The organism is Hydrogenophaga sp. GW101-3F08 (genome assembly GCF_059424585.1).
The window spans coordinates 63313-78513 of sequence record NZ_JBWKZP010000009.1; the positions used below are offsets into that span (position 1 = coordinate 63313).

General features: G+C 67.5%; 14 protein-coding genes. 7 read left to right on the plus strand and 7 right to left on the minus strand.

Annotation, left to right across the window (positions count from 1 at the left end; all coding sequences use genetic code 11):
- Positions 1-228: 228 nt before the first annotated feature.
- Both AC07YZ_RS20185 and AC07YZ_RS20190 read left to right on the plus strand, forming a co-directional pair.
- Positions 229-840, plus strand: a complete 612-nt coding sequence (locus tag AC07YZ_RS20185) for a TetR/AcrR family transcriptional regulator (RefSeq protein ID WP_494796072.1) — start codon at positions 229-231, stop codon at positions 838-840.
- A gap of 4 nt (positions 841-844) precedes the next feature.
- Positions 845-1765 carry an alpha/beta hydrolase family protein gene (locus tag AC07YZ_RS20190; protein ID WP_494796073.1) on the plus strand — a complete coding sequence of 307 codons (921 nt, stop codon included), beginning with the start codon at positions 845-847 and terminating at the stop codon, positions 1763-1765.
- A gap of 11 nt (positions 1766-1776) precedes the next feature.
- Here AC07YZ_RS20190 and AC07YZ_RS20195 read toward each other — a convergent pair whose 3' ends face one another.
- The 3 genes from AC07YZ_RS20195 to AC07YZ_RS20205 all read right to left on the minus strand — a co-directional run bounded on the left by AC07YZ_RS20195 (position 1777) and on the right by AC07YZ_RS20205 (position 4031).
- Complete coding sequence (locus tag AC07YZ_RS20195; RefSeq protein WP_494796074.1) at positions 1777-2586, minus strand: SPOR domain-containing protein; 810 nt, start codon at positions 2584-2586, stop codon at positions 1777-1779.
- Positions 2580-3383 (minus strand): biotin--[acetyl-CoA-carboxylase] ligase, encoded by an 804-nt coding sequence (locus AC07YZ_RS20200; protein ID WP_494796075.1) that lies wholly within the window; start codon positions 3381-3383, stop codon positions 2580-2582. The genes AC07YZ_RS20195 and AC07YZ_RS20200 overlap by 7 nt, the downstream gene beginning before the upstream one ends.
- A 102-nt stretch (positions 3384-3485) precedes the next feature.
- Positions 3486-4031: an SET domain-containing protein gene (locus AC07YZ_RS20205; protein WP_226490492.1), complete on the minus strand. Its 546-nt coding sequence runs from the start codon at positions 4029-4031 to the stop codon at positions 3486-3488.
- Positions 4032-4129: 98 nt separating this feature from the next.
- Between AC07YZ_RS20205 and AC07YZ_RS20210 the strand changes: the two genes are divergently transcribed.
- Positions 4130-7105: a DNA topoisomerase III gene (locus AC07YZ_RS20210; protein ID WP_494796076.1), complete on the plus strand. Its 2976-nt coding sequence runs from the start codon at positions 4130-4132 to the stop codon at positions 7103-7105.
- A 20-nt stretch (positions 7106-7125) separates the two neighbouring features.
- Here AC07YZ_RS20210 and AC07YZ_RS20215 read toward each other — a convergent pair whose 3' ends face one another.
- The 3 genes from AC07YZ_RS20215 to AC07YZ_RS20225 form a co-directional block, all read right to left on the minus strand.
- Entirely contained in the window at positions 7126-8601 is a 1476-nt protein-coding gene (locus AC07YZ_RS20215) for a sensor histidine kinase (RefSeq protein WP_494796077.1), read from the minus strand.
- Positions 8602-8738: 137 nt separating this feature from the next.
- Positions 8739-9407: a response regulator gene (locus tag AC07YZ_RS20220; protein WP_068176542.1), complete on the minus strand. Its 669-nt coding sequence runs from the start codon at positions 9405-9407 to the stop codon at positions 8739-8741.
- A gap of 243 nt (positions 9408-9650) precedes the next feature.
- On the minus strand, positions 9651-10163 hold the full coding sequence (locus AC07YZ_RS20225) for a MarR family winged helix-turn-helix transcriptional regulator (RefSeq protein WP_494796078.1): 513 nt from the start codon (positions 10161-10163) through the stop codon (positions 9651-9653).
- Positions 10164-10306: 143 nt separating this feature from the next.
- Between AC07YZ_RS20225 and recA the strand changes: the two genes are divergently transcribed.
- Positions 10307-11422 carry a recombinase RecA gene (gene recA / locus AC07YZ_RS20230; RefSeq protein WP_226490488.1) on the plus strand — a complete coding sequence of 372 codons (1116 nt, stop codon included), beginning with the start codon at positions 10307-10309 and terminating at the stop codon, positions 11420-11422.
- Positions 11423-11458: 36 nt separating this feature from the next.
- Positions 11459-11905 carry a recombination regulator RecX gene (gene recX / locus AC07YZ_RS20235; protein ID WP_494796079.1) on the plus strand — a complete coding sequence of 149 codons (447 nt, stop codon included), beginning with the start codon at positions 11459-11461 and terminating at the stop codon, positions 11903-11905.
- Between the two features lie 3 nt (positions 11906-11908).
- Here the strand turns inward: recX and argC are convergent, their stop codons facing one another.
- A complete protein-coding gene (gene argC / locus AC07YZ_RS20240; RefSeq protein WP_226490486.1) occupies positions 11909-12832 on the minus strand; it encodes an N-acetyl-gamma-glutamyl-phosphate reductase in 924 nt (307 codons plus the stop codon).
- A 189-nt stretch (positions 12833-13021) separates the two neighbouring features.
- Between argC and sucC the strand changes: the two genes are divergently transcribed.
- On the plus strand, positions 13022-14185 hold the full coding sequence (gene sucC / locus AC07YZ_RS20245; RefSeq protein ID WP_226490485.1) for an ADP-forming succinate--CoA ligase subunit beta: 1164 nt from the start codon (positions 13022-13024) through the stop codon (positions 14183-14185).
- 23 nt (positions 14186-14208) lie between these two features.
- Entirely contained in the window at positions 14209-15102 is an 894-nt protein-coding gene (gene sucD / locus AC07YZ_RS20250) for a succinate--CoA ligase subunit alpha (RefSeq protein WP_226490484.1), read from the plus strand.
- Positions 15103-15201: the final 99 nt, after the last annotated feature.

Genomic DNA, 15201 nt, shown 5'->3' on the forward strand with positions numbered 1-15201 from the left:
ACGAGTCAAAGTTGAAACAAATTCATCGGGCGGGCAAAAACCAAAAGATAAGCACTTCTTGTCGAAATAGGTGTGCGTAGTGGTCAAGTAAGCCCTTGCCCAACTCGCGCCACTGAATAAGCGCCTTCGGGCGCTTTTTTGTTGGGCAACGGGTGTGCATCGGGGCCCGTGAACCGAGGTGACAGCCGGGTGCTTGACACTAGACCGACCGGTCTATAGATTTGCCCCATGTCCGAAATGTCCACCCCAGGCACCCGCGAACGCCTCGTCGCCGCCATGACCGACGCGCTGCGCCGCCGTGGCCTGCACGGCGTCGGTCTGACCGAGTTGCTGCAGCAGGCCGGCGCGCCCAAGGGCGTGCTCTACCACCACTTCCCCGGCGGCAAGACCGAGCTGGCGATCGCGGCGATCGACGCGGTGGTGGACCGCATGCTGCGCGGGCTCGACGCCCTGCTGGCCGCCACACCCGACCCGCTCGACGCCCTGCGCCGCTGGCTTGCCGGCGCCACCGCCCGGCTGCAGGACAGCGGTTTCGAGTCCGGCTGCCCGCTGGCCACGGTGGCGCTGGAGAGCACCGCCCAGGACGCCGCGCTGCGCGAAGCGCTGGCCCGGGCGTTCACCCGGGTGCGCGAGCGCATCGCTCAGGCGCTGGAGCTGGCGGGCGAGCCACGCGTCCAGGCGCAGGGCCTGGCCGCCCTCATCGTGGCCGCCTACGAAGGCGGCCTACTGCAGGCCCGCGTGGCGCAGAGCAGCGAACCGATCCAGCAGGCCACGACGAGCCTGCTGGCCCTGCTGTCGGCGCGCCCGCCCGGCGCGGTCGCCCATCCTCAAGGAGTCTGATCCCATGCACCCCTCTGTCGATCTGGATACCCCGGCGGCACCCGTCACCGGTGAACGCCTGAGCCTGCGCGCGGCCGATGGCTACCCGCTGGTGGCCCACCGTTTCAGAAGCGCCACGCCTCCGCGCGCGCACCTGGTGGTGGGCGGTGCCACCGGCGTGCCTCAGGGCTTCTACCGGCGCTTCGCCGAGCACGCGGCGCAACGCGGCTTCGACGTGCTCACCCTGGACTACCGGGGCATCGGCCAGTCGGCCCCGGCCACGCTCAAGGGTTTCCGCATGGACTACCTGGACTGGGGCCGGCTCGATCTGGCCGCTGGCGTCGAGGCCATGCGCCAGGACGGCATGCCGCTGTACCTGGTCGGCCACTCCTACGGCGGCCATGCGCTGGGGCTGCTGCCCGACCCCGGCGCGGTGGACGGCGCCTACACCTTCGCCACCGGCGCCGGCTGGCACGGCTGGATGCCGCCGCTGGAGCGCCTGCGCGTGCTCTTCATGTGGCGCGTGCTCGGGCCGGTGTGGACGCGTGCGGCGGGCTACCTGCCCTGGAGCCGGCTGGGCATGGGCGAAGACCTGCCGCTGGACGTGTACCGCCAGTGGCGACGGTGGTGCAACTACCCGCGTTATTTCTTCGACGACCCGCGCATGCAGGCCGTCACCGAGCGCTTCGCCGACGTGCGTTTCCCCATCGTGGCGGTCAACGCGCTCGACGACGCCTGGGCGCCGCCGGCCTCGCGCGACGCCTTCATGGCCGGCTACCGCAACACCGAGGTGCGCGCCGTGAGCATCGACCCGCGCCGCGCCGGTCTGGGGGCCATCGGCCACATGGGCTACTTCCGTCCGAAAGCCCGGCCCCTGTGGAACGACGCGCTGGACTGGTTCGAGGCCCAGCGAGTGCGTGCCCAGCCGGTGGCGGTGGCTGGCTGAGCGCCGCCGTCTCAGTTGCAGCGCTTGAGCGGTTTGCCCGCGAGCAGGGCGCCCAGCCCGGCCACGGCGTCGCGTTGCGTGGGGGTGATGCGGGGCAGGCGCAGTGTGTAACTGACCGACTCGGCGCGCTCCTGCGCGATCCGGGCCGTGCGCACGCCGGTGCGCACGACGGCCTCCAGGGCCTTCTCGGCCGCGGCTTCGCTGGAATAGGTGCCCAGGGCCAGGCCGGGGCCCAGGCCGGCCGCGGACAACTCGCGGAACGCCACCTTCAGCTCCCGCAACTCGGCCTTCTTGCGTTCCACCTGTTCCTGGTTGTCGTAGCGGCCCATGTAGACGATCCAGCGCCCGCCGCTGCGGGCTTCGTTGAACTGCCAGCCGTTGCGTGGCAGGTCGAGCTGGCCCAGAGAACCGCGCAGCGCCTCGGTCTGGGCCTCGGTGAAGCCACCGGCCTGCCAGCAGGCCGTGGCCTCCGGTGCCTGGGCCACGGGGGCCGGCGCGGGAACGGGCGGTGGTGTGGATGGGCTGGCCGGTGGCGCGGTCTCGTTGGCCGGCGCCGCGACGGGTTCGGACGGTGTGGCGGGCGCCCCGGCATCCGGGGTCGCGGCCTCCGGGCTGGGCGCTGTTGTGGCGGCCGGGTTCAGCGGCGACACCGCGCGCGGCCCGTTGAGCAGGCGCAGCATGTCGGGTTGCACCTGCCCCTGCAGGCGTTCGGGTTCACGCTGTTCCTGGGGCGCCAGACCCAGCGCTCCCAGATAGCCCTGGGTCCAGGCGAAGTAGCCCGCGTTGGACACCAGCAGCAACCACAGCGCCCACCTCAGCATGGCCGCACGCTCACTTCCGAGCTGTTGATGGTGCGCATGCCCTGGTCGGTCAGCACCAGCAGGGCGCCCTGCTCGTTGACGCCGCAGGCCGACCCCTGGGTGCCGTCGGTGAGCTGCACCGCGCGGCCGTGCAGCGCGTCGCGCTGGGCGAAGCGCTGCGCAAACGCGGCAAAGCCCTGGGATTCAAAGGCCAGCACGTCGCGCACCAGCGCCGGGGCCACCCGTTCGAGCACCTCGCCCGCAGTGAGCCCGACCAGCACCTCGGCCAGTCCGGCCGGTGGCACGGGCGGCAGCGCCGCGCCGGGGCTGGCCAGGGCGCTCACGGCAGCGGCCTCGGGCCGGGCGATGTTGATGCCCACACCGATCACCACCAGCCGCCGCGGCCCGGTGCTTTCGGTGCCGTTGCTGGCGGTTTCCACCAGGATGCCGCCGAGCTTGCGTTCGTGCAGCCAGAGGTCGTTGGGCCATTTCAGTTGCACGTCGGGGTGCAGGCTCTGCGCCAGGCTCACGCCCACGGCCAGCGACAGCCCGGACCAGTCGGCCGGGGCCAGCGGTAGGGCCAGCGAGAAGGTGAGCGACTGGCCGGCGCGGCTGTGCCAGGCCTTGCCCAGGCGCCCGCGCCCGGCGGTCTGCTCCTCGGCGGCCAGCAGCACCGGCTCCATGGCGCCGGCGCGCGCGCGGCGCATGAGCTCGGTGTTGGTGGAATCGATGCTGGGCAGCACCTCGACGGTGAAACCCGGCAGATCGGGCACAACCGCCTGCCAGACGGCTTCGACGTGAGCGAGCAGGTCAGACATGGGCGCGAAGTGCCTTCAGACCAGAACACCGCGCAACCGGCTTTGCCGGGGCGCAGGTGTTGTCCCCCCTCAGGGGGGAAGACGCGAAGCGGCGCAGGGGGGTCATCCTAGCTTCGACGCTTTGCCGGCCCGCTTCGGCGCCAGCAGCGTGCCGCGGCAGCGGGGCGCGCCGCACCAGCAGGGGTACTCGGCCTTGAGCTTGGGCGTGTAGGGCTCGTCGATCACCAGGCCGTAGTCGTAGAACAGCTCTTCGCCCGCGGCGATGTTGCGCTGGGCCCGGATGAACACCCGGCCGTCGTCCACCTCGGCTTCGCAGTTGGGGTTGCAGCTGTGGTTGATCCAGCGCGAGGAGTTGCCGCCCACCTTGGCGTCGATCACGTGGTCTTCGTCGATGTGGAAATAGAAGGTGTGGTTCGGGTCGCTCGGGTCGTGCGGGTGGCGGCGCAGCGCCTCGTCCCAGGTGATGATCTCGCCCACGTATTCGATCAGGGTCTCACCCTCGGCCAGGTCCACCACGGCGTAGACGCCCTTGCCGTGCACGCCGGAGCGGCGCGTCTGGATGCGGCGGCTGCCCGAAGCGGGCTTCTTCGCGGCGGGCGCGGGGCGCGACGGGCGCGGGCTTTCAGCGAAACCAGTGGTTTTCGTCACGTCCAAAAATTTTGGTAAGGTTGTTTCATGCAGGTGCGCGCGTGTGTGTGCGTACCCATGTGTGCGCGTGTATGCGCGCGTGAAAGTTGATTGTAGAGATGAAAACCGAAGGTTTCGCCAAAACGCTGGTCATCGCCGAGAAGCCCTCCGTGGCTCAGGACATCGTGCGAGCGCTCACCCCGGTGGCGGGCAAGTTCGACAAGCACGACGATCATTTTGAAAACGACGCCTATGTGGTGACCTCCGCCGTGGGCCACCTGGTGGAGATCGCCGCGCCCGAGGAATTCGACGTCAAGCGCGGCAAATGGAGCTTTGCCCACCTGCCGGTGCTGCCGCCCTACTTTGAATTGAAGCCGATCGACAAGACCAAGTCGCGGTTGAGCGCGGTGGTCCGCCTGGCCAAGCGCAAGGACGTGGCCCGCCTCATCAACGCCTGTGACGCGGGCCGCGAGGGCGAACTGATCTTCCGCCTGATCGAGCAGTACGCCGGCGGCTTCAAGGGCGGGGCCTACCAGACGCTGGGCAAGCCGGTGCAGCGCCTGTGGCTGCAGTCCATGACGCCCGCGGCGATCCGCGACGGCTTCGAGCACCTGCGCAGCGACGCCCAGATGCAGGGCCTGGCCGACGCGGCGCGCAGCCGCTCCGAGGCCGACTGGATGGTCGGCATCAACGGCACGCGCGCCATGACGGCGTTCAACTCGCGCGACGGCGGCTTCTTCCTCACCACGGTGGGTCGGGTGCAGACGCCCACGCTGTCCATCGTGGTCGAGCGCGAAGAGAAGATCCGCGCCCACCGCAGCCGCGACTACTGGGAAATCCACGGCTCCTTCCTGGCCGAGGCCGGCGAGTACCCGGGCAAGTGGTTCGACCCCGCGTTCAAGAAACCCACCGGCGACGATGCCGACCCGGAGCAGCGCGCCGACCGCGTCTGGAGCCAGCGCGAGGCGCTCGCCATTGCCGACGCGGTGCGTGGCAAGGCCGCCAGCGTCAAGGAAGAAAGCAAACCCACCACCCAGGCCAGCGGCCTGCTGTACGACCTGACCAGCCTGCAGCGTGAGGCCAACGGCCGCTTCGGTTTCTCGGCCAAGACCACGCTGCAGCTCGCGCAAAGCCTGTACGAGCGCCACAAGGCCCTGACCTACCCGCGGACCGATTCGCGCGCCCTGCCCGAGGACTACCTGCCCACGGTGAAGCAGACCTTCGAGATGCTGGCCGGCAGCGGCATGAAGCACCTGGCGCCACATGCCCGGACCGCGCTCGACGGCGGCTACATCCGCCCGAGCAAGCGCATCTTCGACAACAGCAAGGTGTCGGACCACTTCGCCATCATCCCGACCTTGCAGGCACCGAGCGGCCTGTCCGAGGCCGAACAGAAGCTGTACGACCTGGTGGTGCGTCGCTTCCTCGCGGTGTTCTTTCCCAGCGCCGAGTTCATGGTGACCACGCGGATCACGAGTGCGGTCGGTCACCACTTCAAGACCGAAGGCAAGGTGCTGGTCAAGCCGGGCTGGATGGCGGTCTACGGCAAGGAGGCCGCCGAAGACGTGGTCGACGCGAAAGAGGGCGACAAGGGTCAGAACCTGGTGCCGGTGCGCGAAGGCGAGACTGTGCGCACCGAATCCGTCGAGACGAAAGGCCTGAAGACCAAGCCGCCCGCGCGTTATTCGGAAGCCACGCTGCTGGGCGCCATGGAAGGCGCGGGCAAGCTGGTGGACGACGACGAGCTGCGCGAAGCGATGCAGGAAAAAGGCCTGGGCACCCCGGCCACGCGCGCGGCCATCATCGAAGGCCTGCTGACCGAAAAATACATGCTGCGCGAAGGCCGCGAGATCATCCCCACCGCCAAGGCCTTCCAGCTCATGACGCTGCTGCGTGGTCTGGGCGTGGAAGAACTGTCCAAGCCCGAACTCACCGGTGAGTGGGAGTACAAGCTGGCCCAGATGGAGCACGGCAAGCTCAGCCGCGCCGCCTTCATGGGCGAGATCGCCGCCATGACCGAACGCATGGTGAAGAAGGCCAAGGAATACGACCGCGACACCATCCCCGGCAACTACGCCACCCTGCAGACGCCCTGCCCCAACTGCGGCGGCGTGGTGAAGGAAAACTACCGCCGCTACGGCTGCACCGGGGCCGACGGCAACAGCGAAGGCTGTGGTTTCTCGTTCGGCAAGTCGCCGGCGGGCCGCACCTTCGAGCCCGAAGAAGCCGAAACCCTGCTGCGCGACAAGAAGATCGGCCCGCTCGAAGGTTTCCGCTCCAAGGCGGGCTGGCCTTTCGTGGCCGAGATCGTGATCAAGTTCAGCGAAGAAGACCAGAACTGGAAGCTCGAATTCGACTTCGGCGACGACAAGAAGAACGAAGAGACCGGCGAACTGGTCGATTTCAGCGGCAGCGAGTCGCTGGGCGCCTGCCCCAAATGCGGCGGCGCGGTGCACGAGCACGGCGCCAACTACGTTTGCGAAAAGTCTGTGCCCACCATGGCGCAGGCCACGCCGAGCTGCGATTTCAAGAGCGGCAAGATCATCCTGCAGCAGCCGGTGGCGCGCGAGCAGATGCAAAAGTTGCTCGCCACGGGCAAGACCGACCTGCTCGACAAGTTCGTCTCCATGCGCACACGCCGCGCCTTCAAGGCCTTCCTGGCCTGGGACAAGGAAGCGGGCAAGGTGAACTTCGAGTTCGAGCCGCGCACCAGCAAATTCCCGCCGCGCAAGACGGCGGCCGGCGCACCCGCGCGCGCGGCCACGGGCAAGACCGCGCCCGCGAAGAAGGCGGCGCCGGCCAAGAAAGCCGCGGCCAAGAAGACGCCCGCGGTGAAGACCCCCAAGGCGCCACGCAAGACCACCGCGGCCAGCGGCAAACAGCCCAGCGCCGCGCTGGCGGCCGTGATCGGCGAAGGCGCCGTTTCGCGCCCCGAGGTGGTGAAGAAGCTGTGGGACTACATCAAGGCCAACGGCCTGCAGGACGCGACCGACAAGCGCCGGGTGAACGCCGACGCCAAGCTGCGCCCGGTGTTCGGCAAGGACCAAGTCACGATGTTCGAGATCGCCGGCATCGTGGGCCAGCACTTGGAATAACCCGCGCTGAGCGACCGGCCCTACTCCTGCGGCGTGGTTCTGCGCGGCGCGAACCGCACCGAGGCCCGCAGCCCCGGGTTGGGGCGGCCGGGCTGGGCGTCGTCCATGTGCACGGTGGCGCCGTGCTGCTGGGCGATTTCGTGCACGATGGCCAGCCCCAGGCCGGAGCCGTCCACATTGGTGCCCAGCGCCCGGTAGAACGGCTGCAGCACGAACTCGCGCTCGTTCTCCGGGATGCCCGGGCCGTCGTCTTCCACCTGCAGAATCATCACGCCGCTGAAGCGATCGACCAGCATGCGTGCCGTGACCACCCCGCCCCGGCCTGCGTAGTTGATGGCGTTGTCCACCAGGTTGCGGACCATTTCTTCGAGCAGGGTCGGGTTGCCTTCGATCAGGCATTCCTGGGGCACCTGCTCGGGGCCCTCGTAGCCCAGGTCGATGCCGTGTTCCAGCGCGCGTGGCACCGATTCGCGCACCACGTCCGTGACCAGCCGCGCCATGTCCACGGTGCCGCTGGGCAGGGTGCGGCCCGTGGTTTCGGCGCGCGCCAGTGCCAGCAACTGGTTCACCGTGTGGGTGGCGCGTGAGCTGGCGCGCGCGATCTGCTGCAGCGAGCCGCGGATCTCCACCGGATCGGTCTCGCGTTGGGCCAGCTCGGCCTGCATGCGCAGGCCCGCCAGGGGGGTCTTGAGCTGGTGCGCCGCGTCGGCCAGAAAGCGCTTCTGCGTCGTCAGCGAGGTCTTCAGCCGCGTCAGCAGGTCGTTGATGGACGAGACCAGCGGCGCCACCTCCTGCGGGATGAACGACTCTTCGATCGGGCTCAGATCGTCGGGCTTGCGCGCGCGGATGCGCTGCTCCAGCTCGTTGAGCGGGCGGATGCCGCGCACCAGCGCCAGCCAGACCAGCAGCACCGCCAGCGGCAGGATGACGAACTGCGGCACCATCACGCCCTTGATGATTTCGGTGGCCAGCGTGGAGCGTTTGCCCTTGGTTTCGGCCACCTGCATCAGCACCAGCCGCTGCATGCTGTTGTTGCGCGAGAGCCAGGTGTAGGCCACCCGCACCTCGTCACCGCGCACGATGTCGTCGCGCAGCAGCACCCGCCCGGGTTCGGGGGTTTCGTTGTCGCGCGGCAGCGGGAAATCGCTCTCGCCGCTGATGAGCTCGCCGCGCGGGTCCAGCACCTGGTAATAGACCAGATCGCTGTCGTCCGCGCGCAGCAGGTCGCGCGCCTGCGGCGTGAGGTTGAACGTGACCCGGCCATCGTTGCTGACCACGAACTGCGTGAGCGCCTGCAGGTTGAATTCGAGGGCGCGGTCGAAGGGCTTGCTGGCAATGCCCTGCGCGACGAACCAGGTCAGCGCCAGCGACAGCGGCCACAGCAGCAGCAGTGGCGTGAGCATCCAGTCCAGGATCTCGCCGAACAGGCTGCGCTGCTCACGCTGGAACAAGCCGAAGGACACCGGGCCGCTGTCCTGTTTGTTGTCTTCGGACATGTCAGCCGCAACGTTTCAACGCAGACCGACGCGGCGCGAAGTGTCCGAACCCAGGGCACCGTGGAACCGGCTTCGCCGGGCCACAGGTGCCGCCCCCCCCAGGGGGGTGACGGGCTGCAAGCCCGGCGCAGGGGGGATCAGATCTTCTCAAGGCAATAGCCCAGGCCGCGCACGGTGGCGATGCGGATCGGCCCCTTTTCGATCTTCTTGCGCAGCCGGTGGATGTAGACCTCGATGGCGTTGTTGCTCACCTCTTCGCCCCACTCGCACAGGCGCTCGACCAGCTGGTCCTTGCTCACCAGCCGCCCGGCGCGCTGCAGCAGCACTTCGAGCAGGCCGAGCTCACGCGCCGAGAGCTCGATCATCTTGCCGTCGATGGTGGCCACGCGGCCGGCCTGGTCGTATTCCAGCGGGCCGTGCTTGATGGTGTTGGTGCTGCCGCCCATGCCGCGGCGCGTGAGCGCGCGCACCCGCGCTTCGAGTTCCTGCAGCGAAAACGGTTTGGCCATGTAGTCGTCGGCGCCGTAGTCCAGGCCCTTGACGCGTTCCTCGATGCTGTCGGCCGCGGTCAGGATCAGCACCGGCAGCGCCGAACCGCGCGAGCGCAGGCGCTTGAGCACCTCCAGCCCGTGCAGCTTGGGCAGGCCCAGGTCGAGGATCAGCAGGTCGAACTCGTTGTTCGTCATCAGGGCCGCGTCGGCCTCGCTGCCACTGGCCACATGGTCCACCGCCGCGCCGGCCGCTCGCAGACTGCGCAGCAGGCCATCGGCCAGGACCTGGTCGTCTTCGGCAATCAGGATGCGCATGAAGGTCTCCTGGGGAGCGGGCGCGAGCGCCTTGTTATCGGGTCGGACGGGCCGGTTCGGACGCGTTCCGCGGCGTGTGCCCCATGCCGGCCAAAGGGGATCGGTCCATTTTAGTTCTCCATGCCGCCAGGGCATCACCCGCTGCGCATGAAACGACGCACAAGCCGGGGGCGGCGTGAAAGCGGCTTGGTCGGGCCTGTCCCCTTCGAGGGGGTGACGAGCGCAGCCCGGCGCGGGCGTGTTTCACCGGAGCTGGCGCCGGACGGGCTCCGCCGCTTCCGAGCCGTAGGCCTCCAGGCCGAGCGCCACCACGGTGGCCACCTCGTCGCCGACCTGGGCGCGGAATTCCGATTCGGCCTGTGCCACGGCCCGCCTGAACGCCTCCAGCCAGAGCAGGCCGGTGTCGGTGAACACGATGCGCCGGGCCCGGGCGTCCAGTGGGTCGGCCTCGCGCCGCACCAGGCCCCAGGCGTCGCACTGCGTCACCAGGTCGCCCATGGCCTGCTTGCTCATGCCGGCCAGCCGCGCCAGCTCGGTCAGGCGCGAGCCCTGCAGGCCGAGGTGGCGGGTGATGTGGATGTGGGCCGCCCCGACCTGCGCGCGCGCCGCCAGATGGGACAACGCCAGCGGCACATGGGGGTCGTGCGCCATCAGGTGCAGCACGCGCTCGTCAAAGCGGCGCAACGCATGGCCCAGCAGGCGACCCAGGTGGCCAGCGCGCCAGCGGTCATCGGGCAGGAGAGGGGGCGGGGTCATGGTCGAAAATGGTAAGGCAAACTGACGATATTTTGGTGTTTTGTTTTTCAACATCGCTGTAAACTGCTGTTCAAGCATCCAGCCTGTACACAAAAACACATTCTGGAAGCGAACACCCACTCACACGCTCAGGAGCCGTCACCATGGACCCCATCACCAAGCCCAATCCCCTCAACAGCGAAAAAGCCAAGGCCTTGCAGGTCGCGCTGGCTCAGATCGAGAAGCAGTTCGGCAAGGGCACGATCATGCGGCTGGGCGAGGGCGAGGTGATCGAGGACATCCAGGTCGTGTCCACCGGCTCGCTGGGGCTGGACATCGCTCTGGGCGTCGGCGGCCTGCCGCGCGGCCGCGTGATCGAGATCTACGGCCCGGAATCCTCCGGCAAGACCACGCTCACCCTGCAGGCCATCGCCGAGATGCAGAAGCTCGGCGGCCAGTGCGCCTTCGTCGATGCCGAACACGCGCTGGACATCCAGTACGCGCAGAAACTCGGCGTCAACCTGCAGGACCTGCTGATCTCCCAGCCCGACACCGGCGAACAGGCCCTGGAAATCGTGGACAGCCTGGTGCGTTCCGGCGCGGTGGATTTGATCGTGGTCGACTCGGTGGCCGCACTGACCCCCAAGGCCGAACTCGAAGGCGAAATGGGCGACTCGCTGCCCGGCCTGCAGGCCCGCCTGATGAGCCAGGCGCTGCGCAAGCTCACCGCCCACATCAAGAAGACCAACTGCATGGTCATCTTCATCAACCAGATCCGCATGAAGATTGGCGTCATGTTCGGCAGCCCCGAGACCACCACCGGCGGCAACGCGCTCAAGTTCTACGCCTCGGTCCGGCTGGACATCCGCCGCACTGGCACGATCAAGAAGGGTGAGGACTCGATCGGCAACGAGACCAAGGTCAAGGTGGTGAAGAACAAGGTCGCCTCGCCGTTCAAGACCGCCGAGTTCGACATCCTGTTCGGCGAGGGCATCAGCCGCGAGGGCGAAATCCTGGATCTGGGTGTGTTGCACAAGGTGATCGAAAAATCCGGCGCCTGGTACGCCTACAACGGCGAAAAGATCGGCCAAGGTCGCGACAACTCGCGCGAATTCCTGCGCGAGAACCCCGAACTGCGCGTCGAAATCGAAAACAAGGTCCGCACCGAGCTGGGTGTGCCGCTGCTGCCGGTGGAGGAGGCGCCCGCGCCTGCCAAGGGTGGCAAGGCCGCCAAGGCGGAGAAGGCCGACAAAGCCGACGCCGCTGCCGCACTCGAATGATGGGGTGCATCCGCTGCCCGCCAGCGGGGTTCGGCCATGGGGTTTGACCAGATATCGCTCAAGGGCCGGGCCCTGCGCCTGCTCTCGGGCCGCGAACATTCGCGCGCCGAGCTGCAGCGCAAACTGCAGGTCCATGAAACCGAGCCCGGCGAGCTGGCCCGCGCGCTGGACGAGCTCGAGGCCAAGGGCTTCATCAACGAACAGCGCGTGCTCGAATCCGTGGTGCACCGCCGGGCCGGCAAGATGGGCGCGATGCGGGTGCGTCAGGAGCTCCAGGCCAAGGGGCTCAGCGCCGAGGCGGTGGCGCGGGCGGTGGCCGAACTGCAGGGCTCCGAGGTGGAGCGCGCGCGCGAGGTCTGGTGCAAGAAATTCGGCGCGCCACCTTCGGACGCGGCCGAGCGCGGCCGGCAGATGCGCTTTCTGGCATCGCGCGGTTTTGGTACCGATGTGATCCGCCGCGTGGTCAGCGGCGACGAAGACTGACGGTTACAAGCCGAGCATCAGCTGCAGGTTCTGCACCGCCGCTCCGCTGGCACCCTTACCCAGGTTGTCCAGCCGCGCGATCAGCACCGCGTGGCGGTGTGCTTCGTTGCCGAACACGCGCAACTCCAGCCGATTGGTGTCGTTGAGCGCGGTGGCGTCGAGCTTGCCGTTGTCGGTGGCCGGCTGCACGCTGACCCATCCACCCGCCGCGGCGCTGGGCGCGTAGTGCGCCACCAGCGCTTCGTGCAGGTCGGCCAGCGTGGGTTGACCGGGCAGCAGGTCCAGGTGCAAGGGCAGCTGCACCAGCATGCCCTGGCGGAAATTGCCCACCGATGGCACGAACACCGGCCGGCGCGACAGGCCGGTGTAGCGCATGATCTCGGGCAGGTGCTTGTGGTTCAGGCCCAGCGCGTAGGTCTCGAACAAGGGCGCCTCGCCCTTCTCATACGCCTCGATCATGGTCCGGCCCCCACCCGAATAGCCGCTCACCGAGGGCAGCGCCAGCGGGTGGTCGGCGGGGATCAGCCCGGCGTCCACCAGCGGGCGGATCAGCGCGATGGCGCCGGTGGCGTAGCAGCCCGGGTTGGCCACGCGCGCGGCGTTCACCACCGCCTCGCGCTGGCCGGCGCAGAGTTCCGGAAAGCCGAACACCCAGCCGGGGGCGCAGCGGTGCGCGGTGGAGGCGTCGATGACACGGGGCTGGTGGCCGCTCATGCCGTCGATCATGGCGACGGACTCGATGGCCGCATCGTCGTGCAGGCAGAGGATGACCAGATCGGCCTGCGCCATGAGCTCGCGCTTGGCTTCGGGGTCTTTGCGGCGTTCGGGCGCGATGCTCAGCAATTCGATAGCAGGCATGCCTTGCAAGCGCTCGCGAATCTGAAGGCCGGTGGTGCCGGCTTCGCCGTCGATGAAAATCTTGGCCATGACGCTGGGTGCCTTGTCAGTTCTGGTTCAGAGGTGCGCCAATATAATTATGCATTATGTGAACGCGGCCGCACCCATATTGGTGCGTCGCAGCATGATACATTCCCCGGTTGCTGTGTCCAGTGCCCGCGCGCCGGCCGTTCCCTGTTCGGTCGGCTAAAGAAAACCCCCCAGTCTGAGAGAGACCTCATGAAGATTCACGAGTACCAAGGCAAGGAAATCTTGCGTCAATTTGGTGTGCCAGTGCCGCGTGGCATTGCCGCGTTCACGGTGCAGGAAGCGGTGGAAGCCGCGCAGAAACTGGGTGGACCGGTCTGGGTCGTCAAGGCCCAGATCCATGCGGGTGGCCGTGGCAAGGGTGGCGGCGTGAAGGTGGCCAAGTCGATCGACGACGTCAAGCGCCTGGCCGGCGAAATCCTGGGCATGCAGCTCAAGACCCACCAGACCGGCCCCGAAGGCCAGAAGGTGCGTCGCCTCTACATCGAAGACGGCGCCGACATCAAGAACGAACTGTACGTGTCGCTGGTCACCGACCGCGCGACCCAGAAAGTGGCGCTGATCGCTTCGAGCGAAGGCGGCATGGACATCGAGGAAGTCGCCCACGCCACGCCCGAGAAGATCATCACCGAGATGATCGACCCGCTGACCGGCATCACCGAAGCGCAGTCCCGCAAGGTCGCGGCCGCCATCGGGCTGACCGGCGCTTCCGTGGACCAGGCCGTGGACATCTTCGCCAAGATCTACAAGTGCTACATGGACACGGACGCGTCCCTGGTCGAGATCAACCCCCTGAACTGCGACTCCAAGGGCAACCTGATGGCCCTGGACGCGAAGTTCAACTTCGATGCCAACGCCCTGTTCCGCCACCCCGAGATCGTGGCCTTCCGCGATCTGGACGAAGAAGATCCGGCCGAAATCGAGGCTTCCAAGTTCGATCTGGCCTACATCAGCCTGGACGGCAACATCGGCTGCCTGGTCAACGGCGCCGGCCTGGCCATGGCCACCATGGACACCATCAAGCTGTTCGGCGCCGAGCCGGCCAACTTCCTGGACGTGGGCGGCGGTGCCACCCCCGAGAAGGTCACCGAAGCCTTCAAGATCATGCTCAAGAACGACAAGGTCAAGGCGATCCTGGTCAACATCTTCGGCGGCATCATGAAGTGCGACACCATCGCCACCGGTGTCATCACCGCCTGCAGGGCCGTGAACCTGCAAGTGCCGTTGGTCGTGCGCATGAAGGGTACCAACGAAGAGCTGGGCAAGAAGATGCTGGCCGAGTCCGGCCTGCCCATCATCAGCGCCGACACCATGGCCGAAGCCGCCCAAAAAGTGGTTGCCGCCGTCAACGCCTAAGCCCAGGAAAGCGAGAACAAGTCATGTCGATCTACATCAACAAAGACACCAAGGTCATCACCCAGGGCATCACCGGCAAGACCGGTCAGTTCCACACCGAAAAGTGCCAGGAATACGCAAACGGCAAGAACTGCTTCGTGGCCGGCGTGAACCCGAAGAAGGCCGGCGAGTCGATCTTCAACATCCCGATCTACAGCTCCGTCAAGGAAGCCGCGTCCGAAACCGGTGCCACCGTGTCGGTGATCTACGTGCCGCCCGCGGGCGCTGCCGCCGCGATCTGGGAAGCCGTCGAAGCCGATCTGGACCTCGCCATCTGCATCACCGAAGGCATCCCGGTTCGTGACATGCTGGAAGTGCGCAACCGCATGAAGGCCAAGGAAGCCGCCGGCGGCAAGAAGACGCTGCTGCTGGGCCCCAACTGCCCCGGCCTGATCACGCCCGACGAGATCAAGATCGGCATCATGCCCGGCCACATCCACCGCAAGGGCCGCATCGGCGTGGTGTCGCGCTCCGGCACGCTGACCTACGAAGCCGTGGCGCAGCTGACCGAGATCGGCCTGGGCCAGTCCAGCGCCGTTGGCATCGGTGGCGACCCGATCAATGGCCTCAAGCACATCGACGTGATGAAGGCCTTCAACGACGATCCCGACACCGACGCCGTGATCATGATCGGCGAGATCGGTGGCCCGGACGAAGCCGAAGCTGCGATGTGGTGCAAGGCGAACATGAAGAAGCCCATCGTCGGCTTCATCGCCGGTGTGACGGCCCCGGCCGGCAAGCGCATGGGCCACGCCGGTGCGCTGATCTCCGGTGGCGCCGACACGGCCGATGCCAAGCTCGCCATCATGGAAGAGTGCGGCTTCAAAGTGACGCGCAACCCGTCCGAGATGGCCAAGCTGCTCAAGGCCATGCTCTGAAGCCCCAGGGCTTCAGCGTGAAAAAGGCAACGCTTGCGTTGCCTTTTTTCATGCGCGGCCCATTGTGAGGCCGCAAACCCACAGACTGGCTTGATCTTC

Bases quoted from the DNA above. Each gene is read 5' to 3' on its own strand.
- AC07YZ_RS20225 (WP_494796078.1), bottom strand. From the start codon at position 10,163: ATGACCCCGCCCCCTCTCCTGCCCGATGACCGCTGGCGCGCTGGCCAC.
- AC07YZ_RS20190 (WP_494796073.1), top strand. From the start codon at position 845: ATGCACCCCTCTGTCGATCTGGATACCCCGGCGGCACCCGTCACCGGT.
- sucC (WP_226490485.1), top strand. From the start codon at position 13,022: ATGAAGATTCACGAGTACCAAGGCAAGGAAATCTTGCGTCAATTTGGT.
- AC07YZ_RS20215 (WP_494796077.1), bottom strand. From the start codon at position 8,601: ATGTCCGAAGACAACAAACAGGACAGCGGCCCGGTGTCCTTCGGCTTG.
- AC07YZ_RS20195 (WP_494796074.1), bottom strand. From the start codon at position 2,586: ATGCTGAGGTGGGCGCTGTGGTTGCTGCTGGTGTCCAACGCGGGCTAC.
- AC07YZ_RS20185 (WP_494796072.1), top strand. From the start codon at position 229: ATGTCCGAAATGTCCACCCCAGGCACCCGCGAACGCCTCGTCGCCGCC.
- AC07YZ_RS20200 (WP_494796075.1), bottom strand. From the start codon at position 3,383: ATGTCTGACCTGCTCGCTCACGTCGAAGCCGTCTGGCAGGCGGTTGTG.
- recX (WP_494796079.1), top strand. From the start codon at position 11,459: ATGGGGTTTGACCAGATATCGCTCAAGGGCCGGGCCCTGCGCCTGCTC.
- AC07YZ_RS20210 (WP_494796076.1), top strand. From the start codon at position 4,130: ATGAAAACCGAAGGTTTCGCCAAAACGCTGGTCATCGCCGAGAAGCCC.
- sucD (WP_226490484.1), top strand. From the start codon at position 14,209: ATGTCGATCTACATCAACAAAGACACCAAGGTCATCACCCAGGGCATC.
- AC07YZ_RS20220 (WP_068176542.1), bottom strand. From the start codon at position 9,407: ATGCGCATCCTGATTGCCGAAGACGACCAGGTCCTGGCCGATGGCCTG.
- recA (WP_226490488.1), top strand. From the start codon at position 10,307: ATGGACCCCATCACCAAGCCCAATCCCCTCAACAGCGAAAAAGCCAAG.
- argC (WP_226490486.1), bottom strand. From the start codon at position 12,832: ATGGCCAAGATTTTCATCGACGGCGAAGCCGGCACCACCGGCCTTCAG.